Annotated in this window: 19 protein-coding genes; 13 read left to right on the top strand and 6 right to left on the bottom strand. The window is 71.1% G+C overall.

The window, feature by feature from the left end:
* The first annotated feature begins 156 nt into the window (after nucleotides 1-156).
* Nucleotides 157-1,365, top strand: coding sequence for a cellulose-binding domain-containing protein (locus ACGH7X_RS28730; protein ID WP_399889997.1), 1,209 nt, complete (start codon nucleotides 157-159; stop codon nucleotides 1,363-1,365).
* A gap of 118 nt (nucleotides 1,366-1,483) precedes the next feature.
* Here the strand turns inward: ACGH7X_RS28730 and ACGH7X_RS28725 are convergent, their stop codons facing one another.
* Entirely contained in the window at nucleotides 1,484-2,143 is a 660-nt protein-coding gene (locus tag ACGH7X_RS28725; protein WP_399889995.1) for a response regulator, read from the bottom strand.
* Complete coding sequence (locus ACGH7X_RS28720) at nucleotides 2,143-3,117, bottom strand: HAMP domain-containing sensor histidine kinase (protein WP_399889992.1); 975 nt, start codon at nucleotides 3,115-3,117, stop codon at nucleotides 2,143-2,145. The genes ACGH7X_RS28725 and ACGH7X_RS28720 overlap by 1 nt, the downstream gene beginning before the upstream one ends.
* Between ACGH7X_RS28720 and ACGH7X_RS28715 the strand changes: the two genes are divergently transcribed.
* The 3 genes from ACGH7X_RS28715 to ACGH7X_RS28705 are packed head-to-tail and all read left to right on the top strand — an operon-like array spanning nucleotide 3,086 to nucleotide 5,044.
* Complete coding sequence (locus tag ACGH7X_RS28715) at nucleotides 3,086-3,304, top strand: hypothetical protein (protein WP_399889989.1); 219 nt, start codon at nucleotides 3,086-3,088, stop codon at nucleotides 3,302-3,304. The two genes, ACGH7X_RS28720 and ACGH7X_RS28715, sit on opposite strands and share 32 nt — an antisense overlap.
* 11 nt (nucleotides 3,305-3,315) lie before the next feature.
* Nucleotides 3,316-3,801 carry a cation:proton antiporter regulatory subunit gene (locus ACGH7X_RS28710; protein WP_399889986.1) on the top strand — a complete coding sequence of 162 codons (486 nt, stop codon included), beginning with the start codon at nucleotides 3,316-3,318 and terminating at the stop codon, nucleotides 3,799-3,801.
* Between the two features lie 4 nt (nucleotides 3,802-3,805).
* Nucleotides 3,806-5,044: a cation:proton antiporter gene (locus ACGH7X_RS28705; RefSeq protein WP_399889983.1), complete on the top strand. Its 1,239-nt coding sequence runs from the start codon at nucleotides 3,806-3,808 to the stop codon at nucleotides 5,042-5,044.
* Between the two features lie 77 nt (nucleotides 5,045-5,121).
* On the opposite strand, the gene ACGH7X_RS28700 is transcribed toward ACGH7X_RS28705, so the two are convergent.
* Nucleotides 5,122-5,637 carry a MazG nucleotide pyrophosphohydrolase domain-containing protein gene (locus tag ACGH7X_RS28700; RefSeq protein ID WP_399889980.1) on the bottom strand — a complete coding sequence of 172 codons (516 nt, stop codon included), beginning with the start codon at nucleotides 5,635-5,637 and terminating at the stop codon, nucleotides 5,122-5,124.
* 143 nt (nucleotides 5,638-5,780) lie between these two features.
* On the opposite strand from ACGH7X_RS28700, the gene ACGH7X_RS28695 reads away from it, so the two are divergent.
* Nucleotides 5,781-6,776, top strand: a complete 996-nt coding sequence (locus tag ACGH7X_RS28695; protein WP_399889977.1) for a TAXI family TRAP transporter solute-binding subunit — start codon at nucleotides 5,781-5,783, stop codon at nucleotides 6,774-6,776.
* A gap of 29 nt (nucleotides 6,777-6,805) precedes the next feature.
* Here the strand turns inward: ACGH7X_RS28695 and ACGH7X_RS28690 are convergent, their stop codons facing one another.
* Both ACGH7X_RS28690 and ACGH7X_RS28685 read right to left on the bottom strand, forming a co-directional pair.
* Entirely contained in the window at nucleotides 6,806-8,245 is a 1,440-nt protein-coding gene (locus ACGH7X_RS28690; protein WP_399889974.1) for an ATP-binding protein, read from the bottom strand.
* Nucleotides 8,246-8,254: 9 nt separating this feature from the next.
* Complete coding sequence (locus ACGH7X_RS28685; protein ID WP_399889971.1) at nucleotides 8,255-8,941, bottom strand: response regulator transcription factor; 687 nt, start codon at nucleotides 8,939-8,941, stop codon at nucleotides 8,255-8,257.
* A gap of 288 nt (nucleotides 8,942-9,229) precedes the next feature.
* Here ACGH7X_RS28685 and ACGH7X_RS28680 point away from each other — a divergent pair, with 288 nt between their 5' ends.
* From ACGH7X_RS28680 to ACGH7X_RS28645, 8 genes are all read left to right on the top strand, one after another.
* The gene (locus ACGH7X_RS28680; protein WP_399889968.1) at nucleotides 9,230-10,006 is read left to right on the top strand and encodes an amino acid ABC transporter ATP-binding protein; all 777 of its coding nucleotides are present in this window, start codon (nucleotides 9,230-9,232) and stop codon (nucleotides 10,004-10,006) included.
* A gap of 136 nt (nucleotides 10,007-10,142) precedes the next feature.
* Nucleotides 10,143-10,979: a glutamate ABC transporter substrate-binding protein gene (locus ACGH7X_RS28675; RefSeq protein ID WP_399889965.1), complete on the top strand. Its 837-nt coding sequence runs from the start codon at nucleotides 10,143-10,145 to the stop codon at nucleotides 10,977-10,979.
* 84 nt (nucleotides 10,980-11,063) lie between these two features.
* Complete coding sequence (locus ACGH7X_RS28670) at nucleotides 11,064-11,732, top strand: amino acid ABC transporter permease (protein ID WP_399889962.1); 669 nt, start codon at nucleotides 11,064-11,066, stop codon at nucleotides 11,730-11,732.
* Nucleotides 11,729-12,616, top strand: coding sequence for an amino acid ABC transporter permease (locus ACGH7X_RS28665; protein ID WP_399889959.1), 888 nt, complete (start codon nucleotides 11,729-11,731; stop codon nucleotides 12,614-12,616). Before ACGH7X_RS28670 ends, ACGH7X_RS28665 begins: the two co-directional genes overlap by 4 nt.
* A gap of 185 nt (nucleotides 12,617-12,801) precedes the next feature.
* Nucleotides 12,802-14,424, top strand: coding sequence for an FAD-dependent monooxygenase (locus ACGH7X_RS28660; RefSeq protein ID WP_399897416.1), 1,623 nt, complete (start codon nucleotides 12,802-12,804; stop codon nucleotides 14,422-14,424).
* 17 nt (nucleotides 14,425-14,441) lie between these two features.
* Nucleotides 14,442-14,645, top strand: a complete 204-nt coding sequence (locus ACGH7X_RS28655; RefSeq protein WP_399889956.1) for a putative leader peptide — start codon at nucleotides 14,442-14,444, stop codon at nucleotides 14,643-14,645.
* Between the two features lie 79 nt (nucleotides 14,646-14,724).
* Nucleotides 14,725-15,273, top strand: coding sequence for a cysteine dioxygenase (locus ACGH7X_RS28650; protein ID WP_399889953.1), 549 nt, complete (start codon nucleotides 14,725-14,727; stop codon nucleotides 15,271-15,273).
* On the top strand, nucleotides 15,270-15,668 hold the full coding sequence (locus tag ACGH7X_RS28645) for a rhodanese-like domain-containing protein (protein ID WP_399889950.1): 399 nt from the start codon (nucleotides 15,270-15,272) through the stop codon (nucleotides 15,666-15,668). Before ACGH7X_RS28650 ends, ACGH7X_RS28645 begins: the two co-directional genes overlap by 4 nt.
* A gap of 5 nt (nucleotides 15,669-15,673) precedes the next feature.
* Here ACGH7X_RS28645 and ACGH7X_RS28640 read toward each other — a convergent pair whose 3' ends face one another.
* Entirely contained in the window at nucleotides 15,674-16,636 is a 963-nt protein-coding gene (locus ACGH7X_RS28640; RefSeq protein ID WP_399889947.1) for a sugar ABC transporter substrate-binding protein, read from the bottom strand.
* Nucleotides 16,637-16,640 lie beyond the last annotated feature (4 nt).

Raw genomic sequence — 16,640 nt, 5'->3', positions numbered from 1 at the left:
GGGTAGGCGGTCCGGATCGCGACGAAGGCCGCCCGCCTATTGACAGTACGCCGTCAGAGTCGGTGTCATGCATGGGAGCGCTCCCATGCGTACTCCCCATGCCCCTCGCCCGCACCTCTCCATCTCCTACTCCCACTCCCACACTGGAGGCACCCTGTGCGCACCGGAGTCCTGCGATTACTGCGCCGGCCGTGGACCGCGGCGGTGGCCGCCGTCGCGGTGGTGGTGTCGGTCCTGGTGGCGATGCCCGCCAGCGGTGCGGCGGCGGCCGCCTGCCGCGTCGACTACACCGTCGACGCGTGGCCGGGCGGCTACACCGCCCAGGTGCGGATCACCAACCTCGGCCCCGAGGTGAGCGACTGGCGTCTGACCTGGACCTACACCGGCGACCAGCACGTGACGTCGGCATGGAACGCGACCGTCGCGCAGACCGGTACGTCCGTGGTCGCCGTCAACACCGACTGGAACGGCGCGCTGTCCACGGGCGGCACCGCCGAGTTCGGGCTGCAGGGGACCTGGCAGTCCGCCGATCCCGCGCCGGTCGACTTCGCGCTCAACGGCGCCTCCTGCGGCGGCGACGGCACACCTCCCACCACATCTCCTCCCACCACACCTCCCACCACCCCGCCCACGACGCCACCGACCACGCCTCCCACGACGACCCCGCCGCCGTCCGCGGAGTGCGGTGACGCCGTGATCTGCTCGGGCTTCGAGGACCAGGCAGGCTCCGAGCCGTCCGGCGACTGGCGGTTCACCGCACCCGACTGCCAGGGCACGGGTGCGGTCGCCGTCGACTCGGCCGTGTCGCACGAGGGCGGCAGGTCGCTGCGGGTGGACGGCCGGGCCGGCTACTGCAACCACGCCTTCGTCGCCCACGCCACGGACCTGTCCTCGCTCGGCCCGGTGATGTACGTACGCATGTGGGTCCGGCACACCACCGCGCTCCCGACCTCGCACGTCACCTTCGTGTCGATGCCGGACTCCGCACAGGGCGGCCGTGCGCTGCGTGTGGGCGGCCAGAACGGCGCCCTGCAGTGGAACCGGGAGAGCGACGACGCCACCCTGCCCGCGCAGAGCCCGGCCGGGGTCGCGCTGAGCAGGCCGCTGCCGACGGGAAGCTGGCAGTGCCTGCGGTTCGCGGTCGACACCTCGGCTCCGAACCTCGACACCTGGCTCGGCGACGAGCAGGTCCCGGGCCTGCATGCCGACGGGGTGCCGACGCAGGACGTCGACCAGCAGTGGCTCGCCCGTGCCACCGCGCCCCGGCCGACCGCTCTGCGGCTGGGCTGGGAAAGCTACGCGACGGGCGACGACACCCTCTGGTTCGACGACGTGGCCGTCGGCTCCACGCCGATCGGCTGCTGACGCGGGCCGGGCGGTCGACGCGGCCCCACGGGCGGTGCAGCCGTGCCGGTGGGGCCGCACGCGGCACGCGTCGGCGCGGGCGGCCTTCGACGCGGCGGCGGGCGGACGCGGAAGCGGCTCAGGGTTCGATGAGGCCCGCGCGGATCGCGTACCGGGTGAGTTCCAGGCGGTCGCGCACACCGAGCTTCTGCAGCAGGTTCGCACGGTGGCGTTCGACGGTCTTGGCGCTGATGAACAGCAGCTCGCCTATCTCCTTGGAGGTGTGGCCCTCGGCGACGAGCTTGAGGATCTCCTCCTCGCGCTCGGTGATGGGCCGCTCGGGGAGCCCGCCGCCGCCCTCGACGCGGTCCAGGTAGGAGCGGACCAGGGCGCGCTCGGCGCCGGGGTAGATGAACGGCTCGTCGCGCACGGCGGCCCGGCAGGCCTCGACCAGGTCACGGTCGGCGACGGATTTGAGGACGTATCCGCAGGCGCCGGCCTTGAGGGCCTCGAAGAAGTACTGCTCGTTGTCGTACATGGTCAGGATCAGGATGCGCAGCTCGGGCAGGCGGCGGGAGAGTTCGCGGGCCGCCTGGAGGCCGGTCATGCGGGGCATGGCGACGTCCAGGACGGCCAGGTCGACCTCGTTGGCCCGCGCGGCCGCGACCGCCTCGGCACCGTCACCGGCCTCGGCGACCACCGTCAGGTCCGGTTCGCCGTCCAGGATGAGGCGGACCCCGCGGCGTACGAGGGTGTGGTCGTCGGCGAGCAGGACGCGGATCGGGGGCCGTGCGGACATCAGGGGCTGTCTCCGGTTCGGTCTGCGGAACGGTCCCCAGGCGGCACGGGGACGCGCAGGCGTACGTCGGTGCCCCCTTGGGGGGCGGGTGCGAAGTGGATCTCGGCTCCTATCAGCAGGGCCCGCTCACGCATCCCGCGGATGCCGGCGCCCTCGGCGGCCGTGCCGAGACCGGTGCCGTTGTCGCGGACGAGCAGTTCGACACCGGCGGGCAGCGGGCCGAGGGTGAGCGTGGCCCGGTCGGCGCCGGCGTGGCGGGCGGTGTTGGTGAGGCCTTCCTGGGCGACCCGGTAGATCACCAGTTCGGCCTCCGGGGTGAGCGGTGGCAGGTCGCCGGGGATGCGGTGGTGGACGGTCAGTCCGTGATGCGTGAACTCGGCGGCGAGTGAGCGCAGGGCGCTGGCGAGGCCGAGTTCCTCCAGGACACCGGGGCGCAGGCGGCGGGCGATGCGGCGGATCTCGTCGAGCCCTGCCCGGGTGGCCTCCTGCGCCAGGGTCACCTCCTCGCGCAGCTCCCCGGGGACCCGGTCGGCGACGCGCTTGAGCTGGAGGAGAACGGCGGTGAGGGTCTGGCCGACCTCGTCGTGCAGTTCGCGGGCGATGCGGTGGCGTTCGCGTTCCTGGGCCTGCAGCGCCCGGCCGGCGCCGGCGGCGCGTTCGGCCTGGAGCCGGTCCAGCATCGTGTTGTAGGTCGCGATCAGCTGCGCCGCCTCGGCCGGTCCTGAGACTCTCGGCCGGGTCCCGGGCACGAGCAGATCGGCGGTCGTCATGGCCCGGCCCAGCCGGTGCAGCGGGGTGAGTCCGATGCGCAGGACGATCGCGTTGCCGGCCAGCAGTGCCGCGAGGCCCGCCAGCAGGATCAGCGCCTCCCCGGCGAGCACGGGCGTCGACACGGTGACCGGTCCCAGCAGCAGTGCGGTGGCGACGACCAGGCCGGCGGCGTTGAGCGAGAAGATCCGCCAGAACAGCGACACGTTCCTCTTTCCGCTCCTCCCGGACTTCGCGCACGACACCCCCGAAGCCAGCTTCGCCGCCCGCGACCGGCCGCGTATATCCGTCACGACACCCATATCGCCACCGTACGTGCGGATGGCAGCATGGCGAGGTCGCGAGCACGTCACGCACGTGCAGGAAGCGCGGCCCGAGACGCAGGACGAATGAGGGGAAAGCTCGTGTCAGCTCCACGCCTGAGGGCCACGCCGCTCCCGGGTATCGGGGTCCAGTACGACCTGGTGACCCGCGAACACCGCCACCTTTCGGTGGTGGCACACCGCGACGGCACCCGCACGGTGAACGTGTACCGGGCCGACGATCCCGACTCCTGCGCCCACTCGCTGCGGCTGACCTCCCCCGAGGCGGGCGCGCTGATAGACGCGCTGAAGCCCTCCCACCACAGTGCGAGCCTGCTCTACACCACCGATCTGGGGCTGGTCGCCGAGCGGATCGAGGTGGCCGCCACCTCCCGCTGGAACGGGCGGCTGCTGGGCGACACCCGGATGCGCACCGACACGGGGGCCTCGATCGTGGCGGTGCTGCGGCGGGCCGAGGCCATTCCCTCGCCGGCGCCGGACTTCCGGCTCGTGGGTGGTGACACCTTGATCGTCATCGGCACCCGTGAGGGCGTCGACGCCGCCGCGGCGATACTCGGGCAGGAGTGAGCCTGTGCACTCCGCGGTTCTGCTGATCGAATTCGGTTCCATCATCCTGGGGCTCGGGCTGCTCGGCCGGTTCGCCGGCCGTTACCGGCTGTCCCCCATCCCGCTGTACCTGCTGGCCGGGCTGGCCTTCGGCGAGGGCGGGCTGCTCCCGCTCGGTGCGAGCGAGGAGTTCGTCGCGACCGGCGCCGAGATCGGTGTCATCCTCCTGCTGCTCATGCTGGGCCTGGAGTACACGGCCAGTGACCTGGTCACCAACCTCAAGTCCCACTATCCGGCCGGTCTCGTCGACTGTGCGCTCAACGCCGTGCCGGGCGCGGTGGCCGCGCTGCTCATGGGCTGGGGGCCGGTGGCCGCCGTGGTCCTCGCCGGCGTGACGTGGATCTCGTCGTCCGGTGTCATCGCCAAGGTGCTCGGCGACCTGGGCAGGGTCGGCAACCGCGAGACCCCGGTGATCCTGAGCGTGCTGGTCCTCGAGGACCTGGCGATGGCGGTGTACCTGCCGATCGTCACGGCCCTGGTGGCCGGGGCCGGGCTGATGACCGGGAGCATCACGCTGGCGGTCGCGCTGGCCGCGGCGGGCCTGGTCCTGTTCGTGGCGGTGCGCTACGGCCGGGTCATCTCGCGGTTCGTCTCCAGCGACGACCCGGAGAAGCTGCTGCTCGTGGTGCTGGGCCTGACGATCCTGGTCGCCGGTGTCGCGCAGCAGCTCCAGGTGTCGGCCGCGGTGGGCGCCTTCCTGGTGGGCATCGCGCTGTCCGGGGAGGTCGCGGAGGGCGCGCACACGCTGCTGAGCCCGCTGCGGGACCTGTTCGCGGCGGTCTTCTTCGTCTTCTTCGGCCTGCACACGGATCCGGCCAGCATTCCGCCGGTCCTGCTGCCCGCCCTCGCGCTGGCCCTGCTCACCGCCGTGACGAAGATCGCCACCGGTTACTGGGCGTCGAAGCGTGCCGGGATCTCCGTCAAGGGCCGCTGGCGCGCGGGCGGCGCGCTGGTGGCACGCGGCGAGTTCTCGATCGTCATCGCGGGCCTCGCGGTCTCGGCCGGCATCGAGCCGTCCCTGGGCCCGCTGGCCACGGCGTACGTCCTCATCCTGGTCGTCCTCGGCCCCCTCACCGCCCGCTTCACCGAACCGCTGGCGTCCCGTCTCTTCCGCCGCCACGACAACCCCGACCGTCCCAGCGGCCCCACGGAGGAAACGCCCCGGACGACGGCGACGGAGGCGGAGGCCTCGGTGGGCGACTGACGCCGGCACGCCCCCGGCACGTGGTGGCCGGCCCGCTGCGACCCCGGTACACGGGTACCGGGGTCGTCGTACGGCGGTCAGTCGCCCGGTGTCTCCGGGGCCTGCGACGTCCGCGGCGTCCACCCTTGTCGGCGCAGTACGCCGGACACGTCCGGTGCCTCGTAGTGGTCGCCCTTGAGGACCTTGCCGTCGGCTCGGCGGCTGACGCGGCCGTCGGGGCCCAGCTTGGTCATGTTGGAGCGGTGCACCTCGGCGATCACCGCGTCCAGGTCGATGCCGTGGACGAGGGCCGTGCCGTACGCGACGTACACCACGTCGGCCAGTTCGTGCGCGAGCAGGTCGAGCGGGCCCCGCACCGACACCTCGGCGACCTCGGCGGCTTCCTCGGCGAGCAGCTCGCCTCTGTGCGCGGCCAGGTCGGGCGACACCTCGGTCGGGGTACTTCGGGTGTCCAGCCCGAAGGCCAGGTGAAAGGCGTGGACCAGGTCGGCGGGGGACGTCTTGGCCCCGACGGGCGCGGCCTCGCCCTCGACGGGCGAGGTCCTGCCTTCGGCGGGTGACGTGTTGCCTTCGGCGGGCGAGGTGTTGCTCATGCCGACGACTGTAGTGACCGCCACTGACAGCGGGTCCGCGGCCGAGCCGGAGCCGCCGGCCCAGGCCCGCGCACCCCGTGGCACGCCCCGCCGTGTGAGCCCGGCCCTGGTCAGTGCGGGTGCGGACTGGCAGGATCGCCCACATGTCCACGCTGTTCTCCCGTATCGGCAGGCGCCGGACCGCCCAGGTCGCGGTCGCCGGTGCCGTCGTGCTGGGGCTGCTGCTGTGGTGGCTGCTGCCGCTGGGCGAGAAGCCGCCGAGCGGGACGATCACGTTCAGCACGGGCACCCGCGCGGGCGTCTACCAGAAGTACGGCGAGCTGCTGCGCGCCGAGCTGCGCAAGGACATGCCGGGCCTGGACGTGCGGCTGATGACCAGCGCGGGCTCGCAGGAGAACGTCGAGCGGGTGGCGTCCGGAAAGGCCGACTTCACGATCGCCGCGGCCGACGCGGTCGAGACGTACAAGCTCGCGGGCAGCCCCGGCGCCGACAAGCTGCGTGGTGTCACCCGCCTCTACGACGACTACGTGCAGCTGGTGGTGCCTAGCGACTCGGACATCCAGTCGGTCGCGGACCTGCGCGGCAAGCGCGTGGCCATCGGGCTGCCCGACTCGGGTGTACGGCTGATCGCCACCCGGCTGCTGAAGGCCGTGGGCATCGACCCGGAGCAGGACATCACGCCCAGTGCGGACGGGATCGACACCGGGCCGGGACGGCTGGGCGACGAGCTCGACGCGTTCTTCTGGTCGGGCGGCGTGCCGACGGACGGCCTCAAGCAGATAGCGAAGACCTCCGCCTTCCGTTTCGTGCCGATAGGCGACGACCTCGTCACCAAGCTGCACGAATCCGGCGGCGCGACGCGCTACTACCGCACCACCAACATGCCGGAGTCGGCCTACCCCACCGTGCAGAACGGCGCCGTGGTGCCCACCATGGCCGTGTCCAACCTGCTGGTGACCCGCGCGGACGTCGATCCGCGGCTGACCGAGTGGCTGACCCGGACCGTGCTCGACAGCCGCGACGGCATCGGGGCGCACGTGCACTCCGCGCAGCTGGTGGACCTGCGCACCGCGATCTACACCGACCCGCTGGAGCTGCACGACGGCGCCCGGCGCTACTACCGGTCGGTCAAGCCGTAGGGGCCGCTACGGCAGGCCTTGGGGCTGCGCTACGGCAGGCCGTGGGACCGCTCCGGCTCCTTGGACGCCGTACCGGTCCTCGGCACCGTGACCGTCGCCTTCAGGCCGTGCGGCTCGTGGTGGCCGAAGGAGATCGAACCGTCGCCCGCCGCGAGCAGCGCCCGGCAGATGGACAGGCCCAGGCCCGAGCCCTTGATGTTCTGGTGCCGCCCGCTGCGCCAGAAACGGTCGCCCACGCGCGCGAGTTCCTCGTCGGTGAGCCCGGGCCCGTTGTCGGTGACGACGACCGTGGTGACGTCGCCGGTGGAGGCGACCTCGACGCGCACGGTCTCGTCCCGCGGCGTGAACTTCACCGCGTTGTCGATGACCGCGTCCAGGGCGCTGGAGAGCGACACCGGGTCGGCCCAGCCCGTGGTCGGTGGACACTCCCCCACCAGGCGTACGCCCTTGGCGTCGGCCGTCGGTGACCAGGCCGCCACCCGCTCTGCGGCCAGCGCGCCGATGTCGGTGACCTTCAGGTCGGCCCGGCTGTGCTCGGCCAGTGCGAGGTCGAGCAGGTCGTCCAGGACCCGGGCCAGGCGTTTGCCCTCGGTCTGGACGGAGGCGATCTCCTCGTTGCCCTCGGGCAGTTCGAGGGCGAGGAGTTCGATGCGCAGCAGGAGCGCGGCGAGCGGGTTGCGCAGCTGGTGCGAGGCGTCGGCGACGAAGGCGCGCTGCTGCTCCAGCACGTCTTCCACGTGGTCGGCCATCTCGTTGAACGAGCGGGCCAGGCGTCTGAGCTCGGGCGGCCCCCCGGACGGCGCGACCCGGGACTTGAGCCGCCCGGTGGCGATGTCGTGGGTGGTGGCGTCGAGCACCCGCACCGGTCGGAGCACCCAGCCGGTCAGCCGGAGCGCGGCGCCGACGGCGAGCAGCATCGCGGCGATCTCCCCGGCACCGATGAACAGCCAGCCGCGCACGGTGCTCGCCCGCATCGAGTCGGTGGGCGACTCCGTGACCACGACCGCGACCACGTCGCCGTCCCGGATGACCGGCGAGGCGACCACGAGCCGGCCGTCCTGCCCGGGCCACACCTGCTGCGGATCGTGGCTGCGGCGGCTGAGCAGGGCCTCGTCGAAGGAGTCGCGGACCTCGCCGGTCTGGGGCAGGAACCACGTCGTCGGGGCGTTGGCCATCGGGATGTGGTTGCGGTAGAAGACGCCGGCCTTGATGCCGTAGACCTCGTAGTAGCTGGTCAGCTCGGTCTGCAGGGTGTCCAGGCGCTCGTCCGTGTCCGTCGGGCGGGAGCCGCCCGGCACGTCCTCGGTGACGAACTGGGCGAGCGCGGCGAAGCGTGCCGTGTCGTCGATGCGGTCGATGACGACCTTCTGCTGCTCCGCGCGGGCGACGCTGACGCCGAGCGGCACGCCGAGCGCGAGCAGTACGGCCGCCATCAGGACGATGAGCAGCGGGAGCAGGCGTGTGCTCACCCCGGCCCGCTACGCGGCGGGGGCGACGAGGCGGTAGCCCACGCCGCGGACGGTCTCGATCAGCGCGGGCATGTGCAGCTTGGAGCGCAGGGAGGCGACGTGCACCTCCAGGGTGCGCCCGGTCCCCTCCCAGCTGGTGCGCCAGACCTCGCTGATGATCTGTTCACGCCGGAAGACCACGCCCGGGCGCTGGGCGAGCAGGGCGAGCAGATCGAACTCCTTGCGGGTCAGTTGGACAACCGAACCGTCCACGCTCACCTGGCGTGTCGGCAGCTCGATGCGCACCGCGCCGAGGCGCACGACGGTCTCGGTGGATCCCGTGGCGTCCTCGTGGGCGGTGCGCCGGCTGACGGCGTGGATCCGGGCGAGCAGTTCCCCGGTGTCGTACGGCTTGACCACGTAGTCGTCGGCGCCGAGGTTGAGGCCGTGGATGCGGGAGCGGACGTCGGCGCGCGCGGTGACCATGATGACCGGGGTGCTCGTGCGCTTGCGGATCTTGCCGCAGACCTCGTAGCCGTCCTGGTCGGGCAGGCCCAGGTCGAGCAGGACGACGCCGAAGCCGTCGACCTCGGGGACGAGCGCCTGGAGCGCCTCCTCGCCGCTGCGCGCGTGGGTGACGTCGAAGCCGTGCCGTGCCAGGATCGCGGACAGGGCGGCGGCCACGTGGTTGTCGTCCTCGACGAGCAGCAGTCTCATCCGGGCTCCCTTCGGTTCATCGGCCGTACGCTCACAACGGGTAGAAAGGCAGCCGCACGCGCGCGTGCGCCCTGTGCAGTGACGCCGATGGAGGGGGACGGCGTCAAGAGGCTTCCGGTTGCGGCCGCTCGAAGTTATCCGGCCGATATGCGCCCAGCTCACAAGTGCTACGACTCGTGTCCGATTGCTATCGGATCGTGATGCTCAGATCTCGCTCAGATGTAGAGACGTGACGTGTCCCGGGTCACTACTGTCCTGCGAAACCCAGGAGGACGGAGCCCGAGAGCGATGACCGAAGTATCGGTGGCCAAGGAAGACAAGGCTGCGACCGGCGAACTGGTCGTCCTGAAGAGTGTCAACAAGCACTTCGGCGCGTTGCACGTGCTCCAGGACATTGACCTGACGATCACCCGCGGCGAGGTCGTCGTGGTCATCGGACCCTCCGGGTCCGGTAAGTCCACCCTGTGCCGCACCATCAACCGCCTGGAGACCATCGACTCAGGATCGATCACGATCGACGGCAAGCCCCTGCCCGCCGAGGGCAAGGAGCTCGCCAAGCTGCGTGCCGACGTCGGCATGGTCTTCCAGTCCTTCAACCTCTTCGCGCACAAGACGGTGCTCGAGAACGTGACCCTGGGCCAGGTCAAGGTCCGCAAGGTCGACGCCAAGAAGGCCGAGGAGAAGGCCCGCGCCCTGCTCGACCGGGTCGGCGTGGGCGCCCAGGCGGACAAGTACCCCGCGCAGCTCTCCGGCGGTCAGCAGCAGCGTGTCGCCATCGCGCGGGCCCTGGCCATGGACCCGAAGGTCATGCTCTTCGACGAGCCGACGTCGGCTCTCGACCCCGAGATGATCAACGAGGTGCTCGAGGTCATGAAGCAGCTCGCTCGGGACGGCATGACGATGGTCGTGGTCACGCACGAGATGGGCTTCGCCCGCTCGGCGGCCAACCGCGTGGTGTTCATGGCGGACGGCCGCATCGTCGAAGAGGCCACGCCGGACCAGTTCTTCAGCAATCCGCGCAGCGACCGTGCCAAGGACTTCCTGTCGAAGATCCTGCACCACTGAGACTCCGGAGCGGCTCCGACGTCCCGCGTCGGCCGCCCCGGCGGCCCCTTCCCGACGGCCGCACCTGATCGCCTGATCCTCTGATCGTCCGATCGCAGCTCGATCTCAGCTCGATCACAGCCAAAGGATGTTCCCCATGAAGCTCCGCAAGGTCACCGCCGCCTCGGCCACCGTCTTCGCTCTCGCCCTGACCGCCACCGCGTGCGGTTCCGACGACGGGGGCGACAGCGGTTCCTCCGGCGACGGCAAGAAGGTCACCATCGGCATCAAGTTCGACCAGCCCGGCCTCGGCCAGAAGACCCCGGACGGCTACGAGGGCTTCGACGTGGACGTCGCCACGTACGTCGCCAAGAAGCTCGGCTACACCGAGGACCAGATCGAGTGGAAGGAGTCGAAGAGCGCCGACCGCGAGACCATGCTCCAGCGCGGTGACGTCGACTTCATCGCCGCCACCTACTCGATCACCCCCGAGCGCTCGGAGAAGGTCGACTTCGCCGGCCCCTACCTGCTCGCCCACCAGGACGTGCTGCTCCGCGCCGACGACGACAAGATCAAGTCGCCGGAGGACCTGAACGACGCGAAGCTCTGCTCGGTCACCGGTTCGACCTCGGCGCAGAACATCAAGGACAAACTGGCTCCCAAGGCCCAGCTGCAGCCGTACCCGACGTACTCGGCCTGCCTGCCCGGCCTGCAGAACGGTGCCATCGACGCGCTGACCACGGACGACTCGATCCTCGCCGGTTACGCCTCCCAGTCGCAGTTCAAGGGCAAGTTCAAGCTCGGCGGCTTCAAGCTGACGAACGAGAACTACGGCATCGGCGTCAAGAAGGGCAGCGACCTCAAGGCCAAGATCAACGACGCGCTCGAGGCCATGGTCGCCGACGGCGCCTGGGACAAGGCCGTCAAGGACAACTTCGGCCCGGCCAACTACAAGAACGAGCCGGCGCCGAAGATCGGCGACGTCAAGAGCTGAGGCCGGGCCTGACAGGGTGCGCCGCCCCACGGCAGGGGCGGCGCACCGGGGCGGGCATCCCTACACGCGGAAGCGCGGGAGATCGTGTTCGACTTTCTTCAGGATTACGACCTGGCGGGAGCCATCTGGACGACGGTGCAGCTCGCTGTGCTCTCGGCCGTCGGCTCCCTGATCTGGGGCACCATACTGGCCGCCATGCGGGTCGGCCCGGTGCCGTTGATGCGCGGCTTCGGAACCGCGTACGTGAACATCGTGCGGAACATCCCGCTGACCGTGATCATTCTGTTCGCGTCGCTGGGACTGAACCAGACGTTGCAGATCACCCTCGGCGCCGGGGGTGACTTCGAGACGATCAACTTCCGACTCGCCGTCCTCGGCCTGATCCTCTACACCTCGGCTTTCGTGTGCGAGGCACTGCGCTCCGGCATCAACACCGTGCCGGTCGGCCAGGCCGAAGCGGCCAGGGCACTCGGGCTCAGCTTCAGCCAGGTACTGCGCCACGTGGTGCTGCCGCAGGCGTTTCGGTCCTCGGTCGTCCCCCTGGCGAACGTACTGATCGCACTCATCAAGAACACCACGGTGGCCGCCGCCATCGGTGTCGCCGAAACGGCGCTGCTGATGAAGGAGATGATCGAGAACGAGGCGCAGTTGCTGCTGATTTCCGCCGTCATCGCCCTCGTGTTCGTGGTTCTGACGCTGCCGACCGGTCTGATCCTCGGCTGGGTGGGCAAGAAGGTGGCGGTGAAGCGATGAGCTCCATTCTCTACGACGCCCAGGGCCCCCGCGCCAAGCGGCGCAACGTCCTCTTCACGGTCGTCTTCCTCGTCGCCTTCGCGGCACTGCTGTGGTGGGTGTTCAGCACCCTCAACGACAAGGGCCAGTTGGAATGGGCCCTGTGGAAGCCGTTCTTCACCGGCACCGAGGCTTGGTCGACGTACATCTGGCCAGGTCTGCAGAACACTCTGAAGGCTGCGGCCCTCGCGGTGATCATCGCGCTGCCGCTCGGCGCCGTCCTCGGCATCGCCCGGCTGTCGGACCACGTCTGGGTCCGGGTCCCGGCCTCGATCGTGGTCGAGTTCTTCCGGTCCATCCCCGTGCTGGTCCTGATGATCTTCGGTCTCGCCCTGTTCTCGGAGTACACCAACGTCAGTTCCGACGACCGCCCGCTCTACGCGGTCGTCACGGGCCTGGTGCTGTACAACGCCTCGGTCCTCGCCGAGATCGTCCGGGCCGGCATCCTGGCACTGCCCAAGGGCCAGGCCGAGGGCGCGATGGCGATCGGCCTGCGCAAGGGCCAGGTCATGCGGCTGATCCTGCTGCCGCAGGCGGTCACCGCGATGCTGCCGGCCATCGTCAGCCAGCTGGTCGTGATCCTCAAGGACACCGCACTCGGCGGCGCCATCCTCACCTTCCCCGAGTTGCTCGCGTCCGCCAACACCATGAGCGGCTACTACGGCGCCAACGTAATCGCCAGCTACACCGTGGTCGCCGTGATCTACATCGCGCTCAACTTCGCCCTCACGAGCTTCGCGAGCTGGCTGGAGCGGCGGCTGCGGCGGGCCAGGAAGTCGACCGGTGCGGTGCTCAAGGCGGACGACGTGGAGACCGCCGAGGCCGGTGCCGGCGGCAAGATCTAGCACTCCTGACACTCAGTCACCTCGTATGACCATCAACGGAGGCCGTGGCATGATCGCCACGGCCTCCGTCACTTGACGCAAGCAGCGGCAATAGGTTGCATACGTTCTGTGACCGTGCACCCTGCTCCAACGTCCTGTTCACCCACGTCCCCCGGGACGCCGCCACGGGCAGGGGGCGCCGCACCGTGGACCCGGTGATCATCACCGGAGCGGGGCCCGTCGGGCTCACGCTCGCCCTGGCGCTGGCGCGGCAGGAGGTGCCCTGCGTCGTCCTCGACGAGGGGCCGGGCAAGGACGAGCCGCGTCCCGCGCGCACCGCCGTCCTGCGCGAGGACGCCGTGGCGCTCGTCGAGCGGCTGACCGGCACACCGCTGACGGGGCTCGGTACGCGTTGGGCCGGATGGCGGTCGATGCGGCGCAAGCAGGTGATGCGCGAGGTCGGATTCGGCGACGCCGACCCGGCGCCCCTGCACATCGCCCAGCACGAGCTGACCGGTGTCCTGCGCAGGGCACTCGCCCGCGAGCCGCTCGTCAAGGTCGCGGTGGACAGCCGCCTGGACGGCATCGAGCAGGAGACCTCGGGCGTCACGGCCCACACCCGCGGCCCGGCCGGCACCTGGTGGCGCGGCAGTTACCTGGTCGGCTGCGACGGCCCTCGCTCGACCGTCCGCAAGCTCCAGGACATCCGCTTCCCCGGCCGTACGGCGGTGGAACGATACGCCGTCGCCGCGCTGCGCACCGAACTCCCGTGGGCCGACGAGGCGTTGCTGCACCGGATGCCACCGTGGCGGACGACCGGTCCCTCGGGCGGCGAGATCGTCGGCCGCCCGCTGCCGGACGGCGTGTGGCGCCTGGACTGGCTGCTGCCTCCCGGCAAGGACCTGGTCACACCGGAACTGCTGGTGAACCGGGTCCGCGAGACCCTCACCGGGTGGGCCGGCGGTTCGACCCCTGCGTACGAACTGCTCGACACCGGCGTTCACACGGTCCACCACCGCCTCGCCCGCCGCTGGCGGGTGGGCCGCGTGCTTCTCGCCGGGGACGCGGCGCACGTGCTGGGCGCGCTGGGCACGCAGGGCCTCGAGGAGGGGCTGCTGGACGCCGACAACCTCGCCTGGAAACTGGCCCTGGCCTGGCACAGCGGGCCTCGCGAGGCGCTGCTCGACAGCTACCAGGCGGAGCGGCGTGCGGCGATCGCCGCTCGGCTGCGTGCCGCCGACCAACTGCTCCCGCTGCTGCGCGGCGGCGGCGGCCTGCGTTCCTACGTCCCCGGCGCGGTCCGCGGCAACGACGCGCTGCTGGCCGACGGCCACCTGGGACGCGGGACGCTGGGCACGCCGGGGACGTACGCCGCCTCGCCCCTCGCGCCCGAGAGCCTCGCCGGGGAGGTGTCCGTCGGCACACCGCCCGGGGCGCCCGTCACCGATGTGCGGGTCACGGCGGAGGACGGCACCTTCGTACCGCTGCGCGACCGGCTCGGGCGCGGGGCGCTGCTGGTGGTGCTGATCGCGCCGGGCACGGGGGTGTGGGACCGCAAGCACTGGGTGACGGCCGGAATCATGCCCCGGCTGGCGGCGGCGGTGACGGCGCTGCCCCACCGCGCCGAGCTGCTGGTCGCCGAGAGCTATCCGGGCGCCGCGGCGCACACGGTGCTGCTGGTGCGGCCCGACGGCCACCTGGTCACGGCGCTGAACGGGGTGCGCCCGGCCGACCTCTACGCGGCCGCCGAGAGCGCGCTGGGCGGGGCGAAGGCCGCGGTGGCGTCGGAGGCCGAGGAGGGGGCGGGAGCGACGGCCGGGTCCCGTTGAAGGGTCGTCCCGACCGTATGTTCGCCGGTTCGCTGATGGCTTCCGGCCATCGGCCGTGGCTTCCTGCGCGCGCTCGCTGTCCGCATGGTGACAGCGAGTTGACCGGTCGACACCGTCATGGTCTACTCCGGATCGTGACCGACACCTGTGTGCGCCTGTGGCGGAGGGTCCATATGGACCTCGTCCGCTATGCGGGCTGCGTGTGTCGTCCGTCCTGCTGACTTCGCCCCCTCTTCCTTCGCGCGCGCCACCGCGACGTGCCGCCGCGCGCTTCCTCGCGAAACTCACAGGACGGTACCCGTGTCTGTTTCCTCCCCTGCCCCTGCCTCTCCGGCCTCCTCGTCCGCGGCCCCGGCCGCCCCGACGCAGGCCGAACTCCTCGACTTCGTACGGCGTGCGGCCGCCGACGCCGAACTGATCGCCTCCCTGCCGCTCGACCCCGAGGGCCGCACCTGGGTTCGGCTGGCCGGACCGGGCGGCAGCGAGGCCTGGCTGATCGGCTGGCCGCCCGGCACGGGCACCGGCTGGCACGACCACGCAGACTCCGTGGGCGCCTTCGTGACCGCCGCGGGCGAGCTCAAGGAGAACGCGCTCGCCGCCCGCCTGCCCACCGACGGCTGGAAGACCCTGGAGCTCAGCGACGGTGTGGACCGGGAACGCCGGCTGACCGTCGGCAAGGGGCGCGCCTTCGGCCGGCACCACGTGCACGAGGTCCTCAACGAGTCGTCCGACCGGCACGCGGTGTCCGTGCACGCCTACTACCCGCCCCTTCCGCAGATCCGCCGCTACAGCCGCAGCGGGCAGACCCTGCGCCTGGAACAGGTCGAGCGCCCGCAGGACTGGCAGTGAGCGGGCCGACCGGGATCGACGCCCTGCTGGAGCGGGTGCGCGGCGGATACCGGCGGATCGCACCGGGCGAGGCGTACGACGCCGCCGAGGCCGGAAAGGCGCTTCTGGTCGACATCCGGTACGCCGCTCTGCGTGAGCGGGACGGTGTGATTCCCGGCGCCCTGGTGGTCGAACGCAACGAGCTGGAATGGCGTCTGGATCCGCAGGGCAGCCACCATCTCCCCGAGGCCACGAGCCATGACGTGCGTGTCGTGGTGGTGTGCAACGAGGGTTACGCCTCGACGCTGGCGGCGGAGTCCCTGCACCGTCTGGGTCTGCACCGGGCCACCGATCTGATCGGTGGCTTCCAGGCGTGGCGGGCGGCGGGTCTGCCGGTGACCGCGCCGGATCAGTAGCCGGATCAGTAGTCGGAGGGGCAGTACAGCGGCGCGGTGTCCGCATTGCCCTTGGTGACCAGGCGGATCGCGGTGTGGTCGATCTTCTCGGCCCTTCTGTCGCGCAACAGGGCGATGGTGTTGCGGACGGCCAGTTCGCCGGTGTTCCCGGCCGAGTTGGACACCGTCGCGGAGAAGCGCCCGTCCTTCAGCGCGGCGAGGGCCTCGTCGGTGCCGTTGACCGTCACGATCCTGACCTGGTCGGCGCCGGCCGCGTCGAAGGCCTCTCGGGCGGCGAAGGCCATCTGCTCGTTGGCGACGAACGCGTAGTCCAGGTCGGGGTGGGCCCGGGCCATGGCGCCGGCGACCTTTCCGGCCTTGTCGGCATCGAACATGCCGGGCTCGTCGGCGACCACCTCGGCATTGGCGGGCAGTGCCTCGGTGAAGCCGTCGGTGAGCAGGTCGGAGGCGGCGCCCGGCGCTCCCGCGACGACGGCGACCTGTACGTCCCGGCCCGCGGCGTCGTCGGCGACCCACTGGGCGTCCAGTCGCCCGACGGCCTCGAGGTCGACGACCACCGCGCCCAGGATGTCGTCGGGGTCGGCGTTCACGGAGGTCAGGAAGACGGGGATGTCAGCCTTCCGGGCCTTCTCGATGTCGCGCTTCAGGGCGTCCGTGTCGACGGTCTGCAGGATGATCGCGTCGACCTCGCGCGCGATCATGTCCTCGATGTTGGCCAGCTCGGTCGCGGGGTCCTGCTTCGAGTTGGCGGTGACCAGCCTCGCGAAGTTGTTCTTGGCAGCGATCTCCACGGACCGCTGGAGGCAGGTGTGGAACTGGCTGTCGCCGCCGTTGACGAACCCGAGGGTCAGCGGACCGTCGTCCGCGGAACCGGAGTCGGCCGGGTAGAGGCCGCAGCCGCTCAGAAGCAGGCCGGCGCCGAGGAGCAGAACGTGCGTGGCTCTTCGGCGGCGCGGGGGCGTAGGCATGGCT

Source organism: Streptomyces sp. BBFR51, assembly GCF_044591655.1.
Lineage (GTDB): Bacteria > Actinomycetota > Actinomycetes > Streptomycetales > Streptomycetaceae > Streptomyces.
Note: the sequence above shows the minus strand (reverse complement) of the source record. Positions and strands in the feature narration are given on the sequence as shown.